The 19590-nt window shown below is 71.0% G+C and carries 10 protein-coding genes and 3 pseudogenes; 7 read left to right on the top strand and 6 right to left on the bottom strand.

What is annotated here, in order from left to right:
- Positions 1–122 (top strand): annotated as a pseudogene (locus tag ACH4EB_RS35330) (IS5/IS1182 family transposase); the annotation flags it as partial.
- Between the two features lie 80 nt (positions 123–202).
- Here ACH4EB_RS35330 and ACH4EB_RS35325 read toward each other — a convergent pair.
- The 3 genes from ACH4EB_RS35325 to ACH4EB_RS35315 form a co-directional block, all read right to left on the bottom strand.
- Positions 203–949: an ANTAR domain-containing protein gene (locus ACH4EB_RS35325; protein WP_398352443.1), complete on the bottom strand. Its 747-nt coding sequence runs from the start codon at positions 947–949 to the stop codon at positions 203–205.
- A gap of 449 nt (positions 950–1398) precedes the next feature.
- Complete coding sequence (locus ACH4EB_RS35320) at positions 1399–2070, bottom strand: class I SAM-dependent methyltransferase (protein ID WP_398352442.1); 672 nt, start codon at positions 2068–2070, stop codon at positions 1399–1401.
- Positions 2067–9707: an SDR family NAD(P)-dependent oxidoreductase gene (locus ACH4EB_RS35315; protein WP_398352441.1), complete on the bottom strand. Its 7641-nt coding sequence runs from the start codon at positions 9705–9707 to the stop codon at positions 2067–2069. Before ACH4EB_RS35315 ends, ACH4EB_RS35320 begins: the two co-directional genes overlap by 4 nt.
- Before the next feature lie 592 nt (positions 9708–10299).
- On the opposite strand from ACH4EB_RS35315, the gene ACH4EB_RS35310 reads away from it, so the two are divergent.
- From ACH4EB_RS35310 to ACH4EB_RS35300, 3 genes and pseudogenes are all read left to right on the top strand, one after another.
- Positions 10300–11670 (top strand): cytochrome P450, encoded by a 1371-nt coding sequence (locus tag ACH4EB_RS35310; RefSeq protein ID WP_398352440.1) that lies wholly within the window; start codon positions 10300–10302, stop codon positions 11668–11670.
- 60 nt (positions 11671–11730) lie between these two features.
- Entirely contained in the window at positions 11731–12048 is a 318-nt protein-coding gene (locus ACH4EB_RS35305; protein WP_398352439.1) for an AraC family ligand binding domain-containing protein, read from the top strand.
- 118 nt (positions 12049–12166) lie between these two features.
- A pseudogene (locus tag ACH4EB_RS35300) lies at positions 12167–13027 on the top strand (FAD-dependent monooxygenase); the annotation flags it as partial.
- A 130-nt stretch (positions 13028–13157) separates the two neighbouring features.
- Here the strand turns inward: ACH4EB_RS35300 and ACH4EB_RS35295 are convergent.
- Complete coding sequence (locus ACH4EB_RS35295) at positions 13158–14207, bottom strand: Ig-like domain-containing protein (RefSeq protein WP_398352437.1); 1050 nt, start codon at positions 14205–14207, stop codon at positions 13158–13160.
- On the opposite strand from ACH4EB_RS35295, the gene ACH4EB_RS35290 reads away from it, so the two are divergent.
- Positions 14197–14322, top strand: a complete 126-nt coding sequence (locus tag ACH4EB_RS35290; RefSeq protein WP_398352436.1) for a hypothetical protein — start codon at positions 14197–14199, stop codon at positions 14320–14322. The two genes, ACH4EB_RS35295 and ACH4EB_RS35290, sit on opposite strands and share 11 nt — an antisense overlap.
- Before the next feature lie 558 nt (positions 14323–14880).
- Here the strand turns inward: ACH4EB_RS35290 and ACH4EB_RS35285 are convergent.
- Entirely contained in the window at positions 14881–16155 is a 1275-nt protein-coding gene (locus tag ACH4EB_RS35285; protein ID WP_398352435.1) for an acyltransferase family protein, read from the bottom strand.
- 138 nt (positions 16156–16293) lie between these two features.
- Here ACH4EB_RS35285 and ACH4EB_RS35280 point away from each other — a divergent pair, with 138 nt between their 5' ends.
- Both ACH4EB_RS35280 and ACH4EB_RS35275 read left to right on the top strand, forming a co-directional pair.
- Positions 16294–16980: a response regulator transcription factor gene (locus tag ACH4EB_RS35280; RefSeq protein WP_398352434.1), complete on the top strand. Its 687-nt coding sequence runs from the start codon at positions 16294–16296 to the stop codon at positions 16978–16980.
- Complete coding sequence (locus ACH4EB_RS35275) at positions 16973–18448, top strand: sensor histidine kinase (protein WP_398352432.1); 1476 nt, start codon at positions 16973–16975, stop codon at positions 18446–18448. The genes ACH4EB_RS35280 and ACH4EB_RS35275 overlap by 8 nt, the downstream gene beginning before the upstream one ends.
- Before the next feature lie 157 nt (positions 18449–18605).
- Here the strand turns inward: ACH4EB_RS35275 and ACH4EB_RS35270 are convergent.
- Positions 18606–19457: pseudogene (locus ACH4EB_RS35270) on the bottom strand (helix-turn-helix transcriptional regulator); the annotation flags it as partial.
- Between the last annotated feature and the right edge of the window lie 133 nt (positions 19458–19590).

Genomic DNA, 19590 nt, shown 5'->3' with positions numbered 1-19590 from the left:
ACGTGGTCGAACGCTGCTTCAACCGCTTGAAGCAGTGGCGCGGCATCGCCACCCGCTATGAGAAGACCGCCGAGTCCTACCAAGCAGCCGTCACCCTCGCATCGCTCCTGATGTGGGCGTGACATTTGAAGACAACTCCTAGGCCGCTACCGGAAGCGCCCCCTTTCCGGCACCGGCCGATGACGGTGCATGCGTGCGGCTGTCAGGGGCCCGGCCGGGGGCGGGGGAAGGGGCCGCGGTCGGCGGGCTCATGGACGACCTGGTGGGCCACCACGGTGAGCCGCTGCTGGTGGGCGCGGGCGTGCGCACGCAGGCGGGCGAAGGCTTCGTTCGGCGGCAGCCGCAGACGTTCGGTGAGCAGGCCCTTGGCCTGCTCGATGATGACGCGGGAGTTCAGGGCGGTCTGCAACTGGGCGTTGTGCGTGCGCAGCCGGTCGAGTTCCTGTTCACGGGCCAGGGCCCAGGCGGTGGTCTCGGCCAGGACCTGGCAGGCTTCGATGTGGGCCGCCTCCAGACAGCGGTGCTGGTGGAAGAGGTTGAGCGCACCCAGCAGGCGGCCGTGGTGCCGGAGGGGCACCGCGGTCGTGGCGGTGAAGCCTTCGGCCAGGGCGCGGGGGGTGAAATGCGGCCAGCGCTCCCGGCACCGCGGCTCGGTCAGCGGCAGGTCGGCCAGCAGGGTGCCGGTGCGGCACACGTCCCGGCACGGGCCTTCGGACAGGTCGACCTGGAGCCGTTCGAGACGGTTGGCGGCCGGATCGGTGGCGAAGATCTGCCGGCGCAGCCGTGGCCCGTCGGTCAGCAGGATTCCGCTGGCCTGGACGCCGGGCAGATGCAGACAGTATTCGGCCAGCCGCCGTACCGGCGCGGCCGGCCCTTCCGGGTGCTCGCGGGCGGCGCCGGGCTCCGGCGGGCCGCCGGACGGCGCGGAGTCTGGTCCGGTACCGGACATGTGTACACGCTCTTGTTTCAGCGGCCCGCAGGCCGCAGCCGCCAGACACTAACTCGTCCCGGGTGCCCCGAAACCGGCCGCCTACCCCCGGCACCGGGAGCACACCTTTCCGGCGCGCGCCCCGTGGTCCGCTCCGGCGCGGCCCGGCCCCGCTCACCCGCCCCCTGCGTCATTCCCCCTCGCCGCAGCGGCCATCGTCCGTGCGGTGTCCCTGCCGGCGCCGGGCGGCCGGGCGGTGACGCGTTTGACGGCACGGCTGAAGAGGCGGCGCCATCACCGTGTTCACGCTCTCCGGTGCCGTGCTGATCGCGCAAGAGCGTGTTGTCCCGTCGCGAGTGTTCGGTAACCCGCGACGGGACAACGCTCTTTGAGCGATACGGCCGGCGCGCGAGGACGTGGCGGTGCTGCGGTGCTGCCGTCCTGCGCCGCCGGTTCAGGACGGGCGCGGCTCACCCGGTGGTTGCCTCGAAAAGGGCGACGCATCCGTGTGTCGTGAGGCGGAAGGAGGCGAATCGGGAGGCCAGTTCCGCGTGCAGGTCCTCCAGGCGGTCGGCGGTGTTGTGGAAGATGCCGCGGCGGTTGAAGTACGCCATCAGACGCCGTGCCGCGGACGTGACCGGGACACCGTGGGCCACCACCGTACTGCCGAAGATCCTGCCCCCGGGACGGACGCAGGCGGCGGCGTGGTCCAGCACACGGGCCTTGTCCGGGATGGTGCCCGGCAGGCAGTGCAGCAGGAAGGAGAGCGCCGCCGAGTCGAAGGAGGACGGCGGGAGCGGCAGTGGACGCAGGGCGTCGGCCCGCAGGCTGCTGACCTCGTACCCCTTCAGCCCGCGGGCCGTGTGCCGCAGGGAGTGGGGATTCAGGTCGACCAGGACGATGCGTCGTCGGGCGGACGGGGAGCAGGCGCGCAGCAGGTATCCGGTGCCGACGCCGATGTCGAGGTGGTCAGCCGTGATGTTGCGCTCGTACAGGTCGACCATGCGCTGCGGGTGACATCGCCAGAAGAAGCGGTAGTTGATGCCGAACACCAGCGGGTCGTAACCACGCAGGGTCAGCGGGGAGTAGGGCGCCTGGCCCGCGTGGACGGCGCGTGCGTCGGGTGTGCCGGGGCCGGTCACGGGGTTCGCCCGGAGAGGCCGGAGGCGCCGGGCGGGGTGGCCGTCGGAGGCGCTTCCGGCGCGCTGCCGTTCCCGGCCGGGTGACCGATCCTGGCCAGTGCCCGGTGTGCCAGGGTGGCGATGTCACCGGCGTTGGTGATCTCCAGGGTGGAGAAGTCGCAGCCGATACGGTGCCGGATGGCCTGGGCCACTTCGGTGGCCATCAGCGAGTCGACGCCGAGCTGATCCAGCGGCCGGTCCGCGGCCAGGTGCTGTGGTGCGTGATGGAGAACCTTGGCCAGCACCTCGGACAGGGTTTCGACGGCCAGTGCGTGCGCCGGTCCGGCCTCGGCGTCCAACAGGCGCTGCCGCAGTTCGTCCGCCGAGCCGGTCGGCTCGCTGTCGGCTGCGGGCAGTACCGCCGCGAAGCGGGGCGTGTCCACCGCCGGCAGGAGCTGCCGTACCCGTCCCCAGTCGGAGCGGTCGACGAACACCACGTCGGTGCCCCGGCACAGGTGCTCGTTCAGGGCGCCGAGCGCCTCCTCCACGGTGATCGGGAGCCAGCCGCGAGCCTTCATCGCACCCGTCAGGTCCTCCCGGGCGACGTACCCCGCGTCGCTGACCGGCCCGTAGGCCAAGGCGAGGGAGGGCTCCCCGGCGCGGCGCCGGGCGCGGGTCAGGGCTTCCAGGAAGAGGTTCGCGGCCGCGTAGTTGGCTTGCTGGAGGTTGCCGACGGTACCGGCGCCGGAGGAGTAGACGGCGAAGAAGTCCAGCCCGTGGCCGCGGGTGGCCGCGTCCAGGAGCATGGCTCCCAGCATCTTGGGGGCCAGAACCCGCTGTATTTGCTCGTCCGAGAGGCTTTCCAGGGGGTTGTCGTCCAACACCATGGCGGCGTGCACGACGCCGCGCAGCGGATGCCCGCTCGCTTCGATCGAGGCCAGCAGGCGACGGACGGTCGACGGGTCGGTGATGTCGGCGGGGGAGTCGTGCACTTGTGCCCCCAGCGCTTCCAGCGTGGCTCGCAGGTCCGGGGCCCCGGGGGTCCGCGCGCCGCGGCGCCCCGCGAGCACCAGGTGGCGGGCGCCTCGCCGGGCCAGTTCCACGGCGGTGGCTGCGCCGAGGCCGCCCAGCCCACCGGTGATCAGGTAGGTGCCGTGGGTATCGAGCCGTGGCGTCCGCACGGGCCGGTCGAGGGGCGGCGGGGCGTGGAAGGAGACCACGGCTTTGCCCAGGTGCTTGGAGCGGCGCATCGTCTCGAAGGCTTCCTGGACCCGGTCGGCCGGCCAGACCTGGTGGGGCAAGGGCCGGTAGGTGCCGTCGGTGACACGCGAGGCCATCCGCGTGAAGGCGGCCCGTACCGAGGGCAACTGTTCGGTCAGGAGCTGGTGGACGTCCACTCCGAAGTACGCCAGGTTGTTGCGGAACGGGCGAAGCAGCAGCGGTGTGTTCCCGTAGATGTCACGTTTGCCCAGTTCCACGAACCGCCCGCCGGGACGCAGTTGCTCCAGGCTGCGGGAGATCGCCTCGCCCGCAATGGAGTTGAGCACCACGTCGACGCCGCGCCCACCGGTCAGTTCCGCGATCCGGTCGGCGAAACGCAGACTCCTGGAATCCAGGACGTGCTGCGCGCCCAGCAGCCGCAGCAGGTCCCGCTTGGCGGGCGTCCCCGCGGTCGCGATGACGGTGGCGCCCTGGTGGTGTGCGTATTGCAGGGCGGCCAGGCCGACACCGCCCGCGGCCCCGTGGATCAGCACGGTCTCCTGTGGGGCGAGCCGTGCCAGGTGCTCCAGACTGTGCTGCACGGTGAGGAAGACCACCGGAAGGGTGGCGGCCTCGGTGAAGCTCATGTGGTCGGGGATCGGGCCGGTCTGGTCCGCGCGGGCCACCACGTGCGTGGCCAGGCAGTGTGAAGCGATGGCGTACACCCGGTCGCCCGGTGCGAAACCGGTGTCCGGCGAACCGACGGCGGTCACCTCGCCGGCGCACTCCAGGCCCAGGGCGATGCCGTCCGGCGTGACGGCCTCGCCTCCGGGCGGGTAGATGCCGATCGTCATCATCACGTCGCGGTAGTTCAGTGCCGCGGCCCGCACGGCGATGGACACCTCTCCGGGGCCGGGCCGAGGCGCCGGGCCGGGCTCCCACGAGAGCCGGTGATGCCGGTGGGGGACGTCCACGCGCAGGACGCGCGGAGCGGTGGCGGGATCGGCGCCGGGCGACGCCGGGGCGGGGGCGACGAGACGTGCGGCGAACCGGCCGCCGGGGGTGAGCAGCAGTTCGTCCTCGTCGTCGGGGGACAGCAGCTCCCGTACGAGGCGCGCGGCGTCCGGTTCCGTCGCGTCGCCGTACTGCAGGGCTATCCGCCGGACGGTCAGGCGCGGCTGTTCGTTGGCCAGTGTGCGGGACGCTCCCCAGGCTATGGCGTCTCCGGGGGCTTGGGGCGTTTCCGGCGTCGCGAGCGCCCCGCTGGGCCTGGTGATCACGAAAAGGGTGGGGTCGGCGTGGGCGGGCAGTGCCGCGCAGGCCCGGGCCAGCTCACGCAGGACGCGTATGCGGTGTTCGGCCTGGTCCATGACGGCGCGGTGGTCGCCGGGTCCGGGCGGGGGCTGGTTCAGGAGCAGTACGAGGCCGGGCCGGTGGGCGTGGGGCGGCACGAGCGCGGGCCACCGCGAGGCCGCCTCCCCGGGCTCGGCCGTGTCGACCGGGCTGTCGGTGGCCCCGGTGAGGACCTGTACCAGGTGCCGGGCCGGCTCGGCCTGCGGGCACTCGGCGACGACCAGCCAGTGGTCGTTGTGACCGGTTTCGAATGGCTGTGTCAGGGGGGCGGTACGGCACGGGCGCCGGGCCAGCAGCAGGGAGTGGTTGCCGGCTGCCGAGGGATCGTCCTCGTCGGCGTCGTCGTTGAGACGTGTGACGTCGAGGAAGCCGCTCTCCCGCAGCAGCGGCGGCCATGCCCGGGCAGGCAGGAGCGGGGAGGCGGTGCGGCGGTGGGTGTCGGTGAACGTCCAGAAGCTGTCCAGGAGTCCGAAGCACAGGGCCAGCGACTCGGCATCGTGGATCTCGATGGCCATCAACTGCCCGTCGTCGGCCAGGAGCCGGTGCAGCCGTGCCAGGGTCGTGTGCAGGTCGGCGGTGGCGTGCAGCACGTTCGTGGCGATCACCAGATCGAAGCTGCCGTCGTCGAAGCCCTGCTCGGCGGGGTCCTGATTGAGGTCCAGGGTCTGGTAGTGGATGAAGTCGTACTCCGAGAAGCGGGCCTGGGCTCGCGCGAAGAAGGCGGGAGAGATGTCGGTGAAGACGTACCGGGTGCGCTCGGCGGGCAGCAGGGGCATGAGCCGTGCGGCCGTGGCGCCCGTTCCCGCCCCCACCTCCAGCACCCGCAGGGCCCGGTCGGCCGGCCAGGCGGCGGCCAGGGCCGCCACCACCGCGGCAGCACGCCGGTGATCGGTGTGCAGGGCGGGGTAGTGGCTGTAGAAGTGCTCGACGAGGTGCTGGTCGGCTTCGCCGAAGAGCAGGTCGATCGCGTCGTGCGCACCGGTCAGCACCTGGGGCAGGTGCAGGCCACAGCGAGCGAAGAGCGTCGCTGACATCGCCTGGCCGGGGAAGCGGTCGAGGGTGCGGCGCAGCAATTCCGCAGGGCGTGGTGCGCCGGTCAGCCGCCAGGTGGTCCGGCCGCTGTCGCCCGCCGCCCGTTCGGCCAGGTGCCACCGTTCGGCCAGGCTGAGCAGCAGCTCGCTCAGCGCGGTGTATGTGGCCGACATGCCGGCGTTCACCAGGTCCGCCGAGGTGAACGAGGTCCCCGTCGGCACGAGCCGGGCGAGGGCCTGGGCGGCGAAGTGCGCGCTGAACTCCTCGAAAGCGGCGGTGAAACCGTCCGCGGTTCGTTCCGCCCGCCCGTCGCCGCTCCCGGTCCCGTATGCGGGCAGTCCGGCGGAGGCTGTCACCCTTCGCAGGTCCTCGGGGGCGGGCAGGGGGCTCGGGCCGTGGACGGGGCCGGGCCGTGGCCGGGCCCGCAGCGCCGGTACGAGGTGCCGGGGCGGCCGGGCGGCGGCACCGGCGTAGCGGCGCAGCCGGCATCCGGTCAGTTCCAGTGACACGACTCCGTCAAGGCCGGTCACGGTGATGTCCCAGCTCGCTTCGTGGCGGCCCCGCTCCCGGCTGCGGACGTGGACCAGTCCTTGGGTGGCGGGCCGGCGCCACATCCGCACCCGGTCGATTCCGACCGGGAGAAAGGCGGCGCCGCCCTCCTCCAGGGCCGCCAGGAGGGGTGCTCCGGCCTGCAAGGCGCCGTCCAGTACGGCGGGATGGGCCTGGTACTCGTCGGAGGGCAGGTCGCAACGGTAAGCGGCCAGTACCTCGTCGGTGCCGAGGTGGAGTTCGGACAAGACCTGGAACGCGGGCCCGTAGGGCAGTCCGGAGCGGGCGGCCCGTGCGTAGTGCTCGGCGGACGTCCACTGGCCGCATGCCCGTTCGCGTACCGCGTCGACCGGGGCGGAGGGCGGCGCGGGGACCAGCAGCGGGCGGACGCGCCCCCGGGCGTGCGTCAGCCAGGGCGCCCGTACGTCCGCCTGGCCGGTGACGCGCACCACCTGGTCGTCCTCGGAGAACGAGGTCAGCACCCGGACACCGGGGCCCGCCCCGTCCCGGTCGAGGACCAGGGCGCGGGCGATGTCCAGACAGTCGATCTCCACCGGCGCGGCGAAGAGACGCTGTCCGACCGCCAGCATCACTTCCACGTACGCGGCGGCCGGCAGCACGGCCTCCGCACCGATGCGATGGTCCTCCAGCCAGGGCAGCCGAGAAGCGTCCAGGCTGCCTTTCCACACCGGTTCCGGTTCGGTCAGCCGTACGCCCAGCAAGGGGTGGGTGTCGTCCTGGGACGTGCCGGTGTCCGCGCCGGTCCGGCTCCACCAGCGGCTCTCCCCCCGCCAGCGCTCTTCGTGCTGCCATGCGTAGGCGGGCAGGTCCGTCACCGCTCCGGGGCGCGGGAAGAAGGCGTCCCACTGTGCGCGGGCGCCCGCTGCCAAGGCATGGGCCGCCGCGGTGCGCAGCGCTTCGGGCCCGTCGCCGTCCCTGGTGCACGTGGCCGCGACGGCTGCCACGGAGCCGGAACCGGCCGTCAGCCGCCGCAGGTACCCGGTGAGGACAGGATGCGGCCCCACTTCCAGGAAGATGTCGCAGCCCTCGGCGCGCAGGGCCGTGACAGCGTCGGCGAACAGCACCGGCCTGCGGACATTGCGCCACCAGTACGCCGCGTCCAGTTCCCCGTCCGCCACCAGCGCGCCGGTGACGGTCGAGGCCATGGGAACGGCAGGCAGGGCAGGGCGCAGAAAGGCCAGCGCCGCCCGCATGGGCTGTTCGACCGCGTCCATGCCCTTGCTGTGAAACGCGTGGTCGATGTCCAGCAGCCGGAAGAACCCGCCGCGTCCGCCGACGGCCTCACCCAAGTCCCGGAGGGCTTCGGGACTGCCTGTCACGGTCACGTCCCGGTCGCTGTTGATACCGGCGATCTCCAGAGCCCCGCCGTATCCGGCCAGCTCCGTGTGGGCCGTTTCGGCGGACATGCCGACCGCCGCCATCCGGCCCTTGCCGGCGGTGGGTGCCTGCGCCTGGCTGCGGACCAGGACCACTTCCGCTGCCTCCCGCAGGGTCAGCGCGCCGGCCGTGCAGGCGGCGGCCGTCTCTCCCACGCTGTGCCCGACCACCGCGGCGGGCCGTATGCCGTAGGTCTCCAGTACCGCCACGAGCCCCAACTGGAGCGCGAACAGCAAGGGTTGCGCCACATCGGTCGACGACAGCCGCCAGGTGTCGGGCGCGGCAGACATCGCGGCCCGCACCGACCAGCCCAGCCGGGGCGCGAGGACGGCGTCCACCTCGTTCACCACCCGCGCGAAGGCGGGTTCGGTGGTGAGCAGGTCCGCTCCCATGCCGGCCCACTGCGAACCGTTCCCGGAGAAGACGAAGGCGACCTGCCCGTTCGGCGTGCGCTGCTCCACGGCACCGCCGGGCAGGGGTTCTTCACTCCGGGCGACGGCGCGCAAGGTGGCCGCGGCCCGGCCGGCCGTGGGCGCGAGGACGGCGGCACAGTACGGATGGTGGCCTCTGCGCAGGCACGTCGTATGGGCGACGTCGTAGAAGGCGGCGGCCGCGTCGGTACGGTCGGCGATGCCGTCCGGAGTGTCCGCGGTGCCCGGCTGCTCCGTGGCGCCGGTCTCCTCGATGCGGGTCGCGAGCCGCTCTGCCATGGCGCGCAACGCGGCCGGGCTACGACCGGAGACCAGCACCGGCAGCGCCGGCGGGAGCCCGTCCGGTGGGGCGGCGGCCCGGCCGTCGGCCGGCCGTGACTGTGGCGCCGGCGGTGCGGCAAGGACCACGTGGGCGTTGGCGCCTCCGAAGCCGAAGGAGTTGACTCCCACGACCGAGCGCTCGGTCACGTTCAACGGCGTCAGCCGGAGCGCGGGCTGCAACTTCAGGTGCCCGAAGTCGATGTCGGGGCTGAGCGGCTCGGCGTGCAGGGTCGGCGGAACGGACCGTTCGCGCAGGACCAGGAGGGACTTGAGCAGACCCGCCATACCGGATGCGGCTTCCAGGTGCCCCATGTTGGTCTTGACCGAGCCGATGGGCAAGGCATCGCCGGTACGCCGCCGAGCACTGAGTGCCCGGCCGATGGCCCGGCACTCGGCCGGGTCACCCACCGGGGTGCCGGTGCCGTGCGCCTCCAGGTAGACCAGGTCGTCCGGGGTGATGCCCGCCGCCGCGTAGACCTGGTGCAGCAGTGCCTCCTGCGCGCCGGAGTTGGGCACCGCGAGCCCCGGTGTCGTGCCGTCGTTGTTGGTCCCGCTGCTCCGGATGACGGCGTGTACCCGGTCGTGGTCGGCCAGTGCGTCGCTCAGGCGCTTCAGTACGACCAGGCCACCGCCTTCCGCCCGGACGTACCCGTCGGCGTTCGCGGAGAAGGTCCGGCACCGGTCCGTGGGCGAGAGCATCGAGGCGGCCGCGAAGCCGGCGTACACGTACGGGCTGATCAGGATGTTGATGCCGCCCGCCAGGGCCACCCGGCTGCGCCCGTGGCGTACCTGCTCGCACGCTTCGTGCACGGAGGTGAGCGCGGAGGAGCACGCCGTGTCGATGGCCTGGCTCGGTCCGCGCAGGTCGAACAGATGCGAGATGCGGTTGGCGGTGTTCGCCGCCGCGCTGCCGGCGATGGCGTACGGGCTGTTGTCCTCGGGCTGGCAGGTCTGCAAGTCGATGTAGTCATGACTGGAAACCCCGACGTGGACGGAGGTGTCGGAGCCGGCCAGCGCGGCGGGCGCGATGCCCGCGTCGTCGAGCGCCTCGACGGCCATTTCGAGCAGGAGGCGCTGTTGGGGGTCCAGCCACTCGGCTTCGCGCGGTGAGATGTGCGTGAAGAACGACGTGTCGAACCCACGGATACGGTCGAGGAAGCCCCCGGCCGCCGTGTAGCTCTTCCCGGGATGCCGCCCGTCGGCCACGAACCACCGGGTGTCGAAGCGGTCGTCGGGGACATCGGTGATCAGGTCCCGCCCCGCGGCGAGGGCGTCCCACAGCCCGTTCAGGGTGGCGATGCCGCCGGGGAAACGGCAGGCGACTCCGACGATGGCTACGGGCTCGCTGTCATGACCATGACTATCAACTGACACTGGCTGTCCCTTCGGGAAGCGAGCGGCGTGTGCGGCGGGTGGCGGTTCTCGGCCGGCCACCGCCTTCGGTGCGCGGGGCGCGGAGCCCGACGTCGTACGACGATCGCGCTCATCCGGTCGGCAAGCTGTGAATCGGCAAGCTGTGGAAGTGTCCCCAAGGACGTCGTGAGCGGCGGGCACCCGATGAGAACTCGCGTGCCGTGAGAAATCCATGGCCTAGACCTGGATAGCATGGCCGAGATTGAGAGCAGCCGCGTAAATCGGCCAACCCCGTCAGCAGCGCCGCGCGCTGCGGAACCTGTCCGGCTCGATCACCGTCCGGCCGTACGGCCTCGCAAGACGCCCTCCCACGGAACTGATCCATTCATCCGGGGCTCCTCGACGGAGTTTCGGCGGAAACAGCAACGTGCCTGGCCGGGAGCGGGGCGTTCGGTATCGGAAAAGGGCTCGATCCTTGCCGTTGACAGGCCACTTCAGCCGCTGCACAGTGGCGGAACCTCATCGGCCCCGGCTTCCATCAGGGCCCGACGGCCGGACGACAGCACCGGTACAGGCACCTTGAGACGCGGTGAACCCTTGAGAAGGTGACCTCATGCGAACCGCCGCCCACCGGCACGGGATTCTCACCGCCGGCGGCGCCCTGCCGCTGGTCGGACACTCGGGACGGCTGCTGAGGGACCCCCTCGGCTTTCTCGCGGAGTGCCGCAGGACCGGAGACCTCGTGAGAATTCACGTCGGGCCGAAACGAGCCGTCCTGGTATGCCGTACCGATCTCGCCCGCGCCGTGCTCGTCGAGCAAGCGCAGCACTTCGAAAAGGGCGGCATCATATTCGAGCACCTGCGGCCGATCTCCGGTAACGGCCTGTTCACGGTGGACCGGGCGAACCACCTGCACGACCGCCGCCTCATACAACCGGTATTCACCCGGCCGGCGATCGCCCGCTACGTTCCGGTGATGAGCGAGGAGGCACACCGGCTGAGCGCGGCCTTCCGCCATCGCGCCACCGTCGACGTCAAAGCCGAGACCCGGATGGCCACCATCCGCATTCTCATCCGATCCATCTTCCCCACCGCGCGGCCGGAGCAGGTCAAACGCTTCCTGACGCTCCTCGACATCGTGTTCGCAGGGGTCTACGCGCGGATCGCGGTGCCGATAGCCGCCGCACACCGGCTTCCGCTCCCGCACAACCGCCGGTTCCAGCAGGCGCTCGCCCTGGCCTGGGCCACCGCCGGGGACATCGTCGCTGAGGCCCGGGCCGGCAGCGGCCGGTCGGCGGACGCCACCGGCTTCCTGCCGGCCTTCATGCGCGCACGCCCCGGCGGCAGCGGGCCAGGCTTCACCGACGCCCAACTGCGTGACCAGGTCATGTCCTTGCTCCTGGCCGGAGCGGAGAACGCCGCCACCGTTGTCGCACTGGCCTGTCACCACCTCGCGCACGCTCCTCGTCATGAACGCCTGTTGCACGCCGAGGTGGACGAGGTGCTCACCGGCGAGGCCATCGGCGCCGAGGACGTGGGCCGACTGCCTCGTACGACACGGATCGTCACCGAGATCCTGCGGATGTACCCACCCGTGTGGGCCCTCGACCGCAGGGCCCAGCAAGCCGTCTCCCTCGGCGCATACCGTCTGCCGGCCGGCACCGATGTGGTGATCAGCCCCTACCTCTTCCACCACGACCCGGCGCTCTTCCCCGACCCGGAACGCTTCGATCCGGACCGCTGGGACCGCGAAGACATGCCCGAAACGGCTCGGGACGCGTTCCTCCCCTTCGGCGCCGGCAGCCGCAAATGCCTGGGCGACAACTTCGGCATGGCCGAGGCGACGGTATTGCTGGCCACCCTCGCCCGCTCGTGGCGTCTGCGCCCGGCACCGGCATCCCGAGTACGGGTCTTGGCGCACGCGCCCCTGACCGTGAAGAGCCTGCAGATGACCGCGGACCCACGCGTGGGGCAGGAGCCCTGACTTGTGGCGCTGACCCGCCGGGGCCTCGCAGCCCGCGGTCCCTCGGCAGACTGACGATCGATGCCGGAAACCCGCCGGCCTTCTCCACCGCCTTCAACTACCCAGGCGATGACGTCTGATGGAGCGGGCTGGCGTCCGCACGGACATCACGTCGCCTTTCACTCCCACCCCCAGGGCCAGTTGGTGTACGCGGCCGCCGGCGCTCTGGCCGCCACGACCGAACGCGGGACCTGGGTCGCCCCGGCCAACCGGGTCACGTGGACGCCACCCGGCTTCGCCCACTCGCACCGCTTCTACGGCAGGACCAACGTCCGCCGATCGCCGTCCCGATCGGCCCGTGCGACGAACTCGTGGCGCACCCGAGCGTGTTCGCGGTAAGTCCCTTGCTGCGCGAGGCCCTCCTGGCTCTGACTGAACGACGGGATTTCCGCCCCGGCGCCTACGAGCGGCTGCTCGCGGTGATGATCGACGAACTCACCGGGGCCCCGAACAGTCCCTGCGCCTGCCCGAGCCGCGCGACGGCCGGCTGCGCACCGTCACCGATCTTCTGCACGCGGCACCTGGCCGGAGCGCGACCCTGGTCCTGGAAAAGCGCAGCCGGGAATACGTCGAGCAGCGGCAACGGGCCGGAGCCATCGACAGCCGTGGAGTGCGCATGTTCCGCGAGTGGGGGCTCGAAGAGGTGCTGGAGGGCGACCCCGTCCGAGAGGCCGGGAACGGCTTCTGGCTCGACGGAAAAGAGCTTCCGATGGAATTCGACGAGGACGACCTCCGGGGCAGCAGCATTTTCTGCCCTCAGCAGGTTCTCGTCCGGAATCTCACGGACGTCTTCCTGCGCGACGGCGGCGACCTTCGCTTCGAGGCCGGCAACGTCTCCCTGGAGAACATCGGCGGCGAGCGCCCCCGCGTGCGGTATCGGGACACCGCCGGCTCGACGCGGGTCGTCAACTGCGACTTCCTCGCCGGCTGCGACGGCTACCGTGGCGTCAGCAGGACGTCCGTCCCCGCGGACGCGCTCACGCGCTACTCCCATGAGTACGGATATTCCTGGCTCAGTATCCTGGCCGAGGCGCCGGCGAAGCCCCTGGGCATGGCGATTCCCCCCCCGCGGCTCTGCCGGAATGGTCCCTCGCGGTCCGAACGCCAGCCGCCTCTACCTCCAGTGCCCGGTCGACGACCCCCTTCGCAGTGGCCGGACGAGCGCATCTGGAGGGAGATGGAAGCCCGTTTCTGCACCCCCGTGCCGACCGGCCGGATCATCGACAAGCGGATCGTGCCTCTCCGGTGCGTGGTGTACAGCCCCATGAGACACGGCCGCCTGTATCTGCTCGGCGACGCGGCACACATCGTCCCTCCGATGAGCGCGAAGGGCCCCGATCTCGCCCTCTATGACGCCGAGGTCTTGGTGCGTGCGATCATCGGTTACGGTGCTTCACTCTTCGAGGCCGAACCGCTCACCGGGTCCCGGCGTCGGCGGTGCGCTGTGCCTATCCGGCTCGGTGGAGGGCGGATTTGGCCTGCCATTGCTCGAAAGGCAGGTTCCATTCGCCGAATCCATTACCGGCGGCAACGGTCTCTTTGCCACCGCTCACCTCGAAGAGGTCGCCGACCTGGACCTGGTCGTAGAACCATGTGGCGTCCTTGGCCGTCAGTCCGATGCAGCCGTGGCTCTTGTTGGCCTTGCCGATGTAGCTTTCGGCCCAGTCCGCCTGGTGGGCATAGGTTCCAGACGTCGTCAGCCGCATGGCACGGGGCACGATGAGGTCGTAGGCCGCGCCCAGGCCGACGGTCCGGGAATTCATGCGTATGGTTCCCTCCTTGGCCATGAGCGTCATCTTCCCGTTCCAGGTGGCGTGTTCCGGGGAGCCGCCGCTGATCGGGACGGTTTTCGTCGGCTTGCCGTCCCGGACCAGAGTGAGCCGGTGATTGTCCAGGTCGACCTTGGCTATCCGGCTGTGGCCGATGGTGAAGGAGGTGGTGTACGAGCGGGTGAGGTAACGGCCGCCGCCGGTGTCGACGCCGTTGAGGTCGGCGGTCAAGGTGACCTTGGTCCCGGGCTTCCAGTAGTCCTTGGGGCGCCAGTCGACCCGCTGTTGTCCGGTGGTGGTATCGGTGACCCACCCCCAGGAGCCCACGGTGTGGTTGTCGGTGGTGACGTTCAGCCGGCGCTCGACGGCGGCCTTGTCCTTGACCGGGTGGTCGAAGGCGAGCGAAAGGGGCTGGCCCACCCCGACCGTCCTGCCGTCCAGCGGCAGCACGGTGACCTTGCTCGTCTTTTCCGGGGCGAGTGTTCGGAAGCTGGTGCGCTGCTCGGTGGGCCTGCCGTCCCGGCCCTTGACCTTGACCGTGAGGCCGTAGGTGGTGCTGACGGCCAGAGGGTGCTCGGGTGTGAACCGGTCCTGGCGTACGGTGCCGGCCACCGGCTTGCCGTCCGGACCGGTCACCTCCACCGTGTCCAGGGTCCCGCCCTCGACGCGGATCACGACCGGATCCGCGGGCTTGACGTTCCGGGCGTGGTCCGCCGGAGTGACGGACACCTTCGGCACCGATGACGCGGCGGTGCCGGACCGCTGCTCGTCCTCCCCGCCGCACGCGGTGAGCAGCAGCGCGGCCGTACTGATCAGGACCAGCGCGGCGGTCTGGCTCCGGTGACGCCGACGATCGCTACGAGTCGCGCCAGGGGTGGTCTGCTGCCGGGCAGGGGGATCCGTGCGGCATCGTGGACCGGACCTTGGGTCACGGATGGACTCTGCGAGGAGTGCGGCGGGCAGAGGACGTTTCATGGGGCTCTCCGCGAAGTGGAACGAGAATGTGATGGCGGGGCGTTGGGGAGGCGGGGACGGCAAGCTCGCCCCGAGGGGTCGGCGGCGGATGCCTGACCGCATGGCGTGACAGACCGGCTGGGCCTTTCGGCAGATGCCTGGGCCCGGGCGGGCCGACAGCCCTTCACCGAACGTGGGCTTCTCCTGCCGCTGCATCACGCACTTCCTGAACCGGATGCCCGGCACCAGGCGGCCGGCGGACCGCGCACAGCATGCACAAAACAGCCTGAAGGGTGCCTGAAGACGCTAAAGGCTTCTTAAGGTTCCAATCCGCCGGACCTGCCGCTGTGGATGGCAGGGGCGTTTTGGCGGTGGCGGAGGGGCGCCCAGAACGACCGTCGCCACCCTCGCTTTCGCTTGCCACGAGAGGGGTCGGCGAAAAACTCCGTCATGATTCTCCACCCGCGCTTGCTGCTTTCGCTGCGGACGCGCAGGGGAGCTGAGGGTGCTTTCCGTGCGCCTTCTGCCGGCTCAGGGGAGGGTTTGCGCGCCGACTCTGTGGCAGATGGCTGGCCCACCAGCGCTGAGCGGGTTCCTCCACCCAGGTATACAGGGCCCCAGCGATCGCGAGCGCGAGGACAGCGGTGCCGAGAAGGAAGATCGCGGCTTCGTCGCTGTCATGCATGCGATGAGGCCAGTGCAGCCGGATGTACTGATTGACCGCTTGGTGTACGAGGTAGAAGGCGTACGACCAGGCGCCCAGCACGACCAGGGGTTTCCGGGTGAGGACACGACACCGTCCGGCCTGCTCACCCTGGACGCAGGCCGCGATCAGCAGCATCGACAGGATGGCCACGGTGGGGCGGAGCGAGTAGTCCATCTGAGGACGCAACGCGGTGGGTATCCACTCTCCGCCGCGGGTGTACGCGACGGTGTAGACGCACAGGAGCAGCACAGCCACGACCGGGCGAATCGGTATCCGATGCCCGCGCTGGAGAGCCAGAGCACACGTCATTCCGAGGAAGAACTGGGGCAGGTGGACCAGGGGGTGGCGCATGACCCAGGATGCGCAGCCGGCCGACAACCACTGGTCGGAGCCCCATTGCACAGCGCACATGCCCACCAGGCCGAGAGCGCTGAGCAGCACCAGAGACCGGGTCCGCAGCCCCCGGACCCGCCGAATGGCCAAAGGGAACAGGGCGTAGAAAAGGACTTCCACGCTGAGTGTCCAGGTGACTGGATTGCCCGGCAGCACCGGGGTGACGTGAGGGAACCAGGTCTGGACGAGGAAGAGTGACGTCAGCGTGCTGAACCAATCGGTCTGCTCGGTGCCGACGCGGTAGAAGACCCAGATCACCAGGGCGCCGGCGACAAGGTGTGCCGGCCAGATACGGCCTATCCGTCGCCAATAGTGTTCCCTGAGACTTCTCCCGCTCCGGTGGCTCCAGGTGAGGAGAAATCCGGAGAGGACGAAGAAAAACGTGACGCCATTTCCTCCCATCGTGGAATACGGGAAGAGTGCTGGAATGTGCCACACGCCCCCGCCGGCGCTCAGGCCATTGAAATGATGGGTGAAGACGGCGAACGCCGCGAAAAAGCGCAGGCTGGTGAGCGAGTCGATACGCTGGAACGCATCACCCGCAAGGTTTGCTGCCGCACTGCTCGTCCCTTTGCTGTCACGGACCGGCGTGGCCTGGCCCGTGGGCTTCTCTTGCCGCTGCATCGCGCACTTCCTGAACCGGGTGTCCGGCACCGAGCGGCCGGCGGACCGCGCAGCATGCACAAAACAGTCTTAATGAGCACCAAAGACGCCAAAGATTTCTTAAGGTTCCAACCCGTCGAACCTGTCATCCTGGACGGCATGGACATCTTGGTGGTGGAGGACGATCCCCTGGTCAGCGCGGCGCTGCGGCGTGGCCTGGAAACAGAGGGCTACCGCGTCGAGCACGCCGACGACGGGCTCACCGGGCTGCGGCTCGCCCTCCGCCACCCCTACCAGGCCATCGTCCTCGACCTCATGCTCCCGGGTGTGGACGGCTACCGCCTCTGCGCCGAACTGCGCAAAGCCGGTGTGACCACCCCGGTCCTCATGCTCACCGCCAAGGACGGAGAGTACGACCAGGCCGACGGCCTCGACACCGGCGCCGACGACTACCTGACCAAGCCCTTCTCCTACGTCATCCTCCTGGCCCGGCTCCGCGCCCTCATCCGCCGCGGCGCCACCGGCCCGGACCCCGTGGTGCGCTGCGGCGACCTGTGGCTGGACACCGCCACACGCCGCTGCGGCCGCGGCGACGAGGAGGTGGCCCTGACGGCGAGAGAGTTCGCGATCCTCGCTTGCCTGGCCCGCGCCGACGGTGACGTGGTCTCCAAGCTCGCCATCCTCGACGAAGTCTGGGACATGAGCTACGAAGGCGGCACCGCGGTCGTCGAGGTCCATGTCAGCGCGCTGCGCCGGAAGATCGACACACCGTTCGCCAGACACAGCATCGAGACGGTACGCGGAGCCGGCTACCGGCTCATCGACGACGAGCAGCGCCGTGCTTAGCCGTCTGCCCACCCACGTACGCACCGCGGTCCTGGCCGGATTCGTGGCCCTGCTGCTCGCAGCCACCGGCGCCTGGTGGCTGCGCCAGCACCTGTACGACGCCCAGTACGAGAGCACCCTGGACAAGGCCCGCCTCCAGGCCCGCACCGTCGCCCGCAACCTCGCCCTGCCCGGCAACGCCCCGGGAATCGTCCCCGGCCAACTGGACTGGCCCTACGTCGTCCTCACACCCCGCGGCGGCATCGGCACCGGTGGCGGCGGTGCCGTCGATCTCGCCGGCCTGGAAGAACAGCTTCCGCCCGCGCCCGCCGACGCGCCCGAGGACTGGTCCACCACCCGTAGCGTCCACACCAGCGGCCTGGACACCGACCACGCCCCGGGCCGGCGTGACCCGGCCGCCCGCCACCTGACCCACCGCACCCTCACCGCGGTCGCCGCGGCCATCGACATCTCGCCCGGCGTTCCCACCATGTTCGGCACAGCCGGCGGCCGCTACACCGTCTACGTCCTGGCCCTGCCCGACACGGCGCAGACAGCCGTCGACGACCTGACCCCGCCCCTGCTGGCCGGCATCCCACTGGCCGCGCTGCTGGTCTCGGTCACCGCGTCCGTCGCCACCCGCCGAGCCCTGCGCCCCGTGGAAGCCATCCGCACCCAACTCGCAGACATCAGCGAGCAGAACCTGGACCGCCGAGTCCCCATCCCCCGCGCCAAGGACGAGATCTCCCGCCTGGCGAACACCACCAACGCCACCCTCGACCGCCTACAGCACGCCGTCGAGCAGCAACGACGCCTGGTCGCCGACGCCTCCCACGAACTGCGCAGCCCCCTCACCGCCCTGCGCTCACAACTGGAGATCTCCCTCGCCCGCCCCGACCGCACCAACTGGCCCCGGGCGACCAGCGACGCACTCACCGCCACCCACCGCCTGCAAGCCCTCACCGAAGACCTGCTCTTCCTCACCCGCCCCCGCACCGAGCCACCGGCGCCCGCCCTGGTCGACCTGACCGCCCTGATCCGGGAACTGACCGACGAAGCCCGCCGTACCCGGCCCGACGGCCCCGCCACCACCGCCCACATGCCCCCTTCCGCGCCCGTCCGCGGCAACGCCCTCCACCTCCAGCGGCTCCTGCGCAACCTCCTCGACAACGCCCTGCGTCACGCCCGTACCGCCGTCACCATCACGGTCTCGCGCGATGACGTCACCACCACCGTCGCCGTGCACAACGACGGGTCGCCCATCGCCCCGGACGACCGGGAGCGCATCTTCGACCGTTTCACCCGCCTCGACGAAGCCCGCAGCCGCGACGTCGGCGGCACCGGCCTGGGCCTGGCCATCGCCCGGGACATCGCCCAACGCCACCACGGCACCCTTCACGCCACCACCCCACCCACTCCCGGAGCCACCTTCCTCCTCCAGCTCCCGACACCGCCGGCCCCACCACCAGCCTCCGCCCCACAGTCCTGACCGCCGGCACAGCCCAGCACCTGTCCCTGGCTGCCCGAGTGGAGACGGAGCAGCACCGTGCGGCCGGCGGTCGGTGGCCCACCGCCGGTTTGCGACCCGATCCAGAGCCGGGGGAGCGGCCAGGCCGGCTGCGGGGCTCGTGCTCAGGGGCGCGGTGGGGTTCTCGGGGCGTGAGTGTCCAGGAGGCGAGGAGGTCGAGGGCCTGCCGGGACGCCGATGCGGGTTCGGTGGTGTAGAGGAACAGCGTGGTCTCGGTGTCGCCCGGCGGCGTGAGGGTTTCGTACGCCACGGTGAGTTCGCCGACGAGAGGGTGCGGCAGCCTCTTGGAGCCGTGCGTACGCTGGTGGACGCGGTGCTGCCGCCACCAGCGCTCGAACTCCTCGCTGCGCTCCCTCAGTTCGGCGACGAGTTTCTGAGTGGCCTGGTCGCCGGGCGCGCGGCCGACGTCCAGGCGGAGGTTCTCCACCGCCGCACGGGCCTGGACCTCCCAGTCGACGAACAGCGCGCGTGCGTCCGGGGCGAGGAGGAGCCAGCGGGCGTAGTTGCGCTCGGCCGGGGGCAGGGCGTCGAAATCGGTGAACAGCGCCTTGGCCGTACGGGTCGAGCCCAGGACGTCGGTACGGCGGCCCAGCACCAGGGCGGGTGTGCCCTCCAGCGAATCCAGCAGTTGAGGGAGGCCGGAGCGCAGACGCTGCACGGCGGGCGGGCGGCGCCGCGTGGGAGCGGCGGCGGTGCCGATGAGGTCTTGGAGATGGGCCAGTCCCGCGGCGTCGAGTTCCAGGGCCTGGCCGAGTGCCTCGACGACCGCGGGCGAGGGGATGATGCGGCGGCCCTGTTCGCGGCGGGCGTAGTAGTCGGCGGAGACACCGGCCAGCCGTGCCACCTCCTCACGCCGCAGCCCCGGCACCCGGCGTACGCGGCCGTCGGGCGGCAGCCCCGCTCGTACCGGGTCGCACTGGGCGCGGGCCTGTCTGAGGAGGTCGGCCAGTTCGCGGTTGTGGGAGGTCATGGAAACCAGTGTGGCCGGCGCGCCGTACACGGGACCGCCGTAGCTGGGACTGGCAGTCCTGGGGCGCCCGGACCGAGACCGGAGAGGGCTGCTGATGGCGGCTCTCGGCCGATGGGGGCGGGCCACGGTGGAG

This window comes from Streptomyces sp. NPDC018045 (assembly GCF_044327445.1).
Lineage (GTDB): Bacteria > Actinomycetota > Actinomycetes > Streptomycetales > Streptomycetaceae > Streptomyces.
This window is presented reverse-complemented; position numbering and strand designations above follow the sequence as displayed.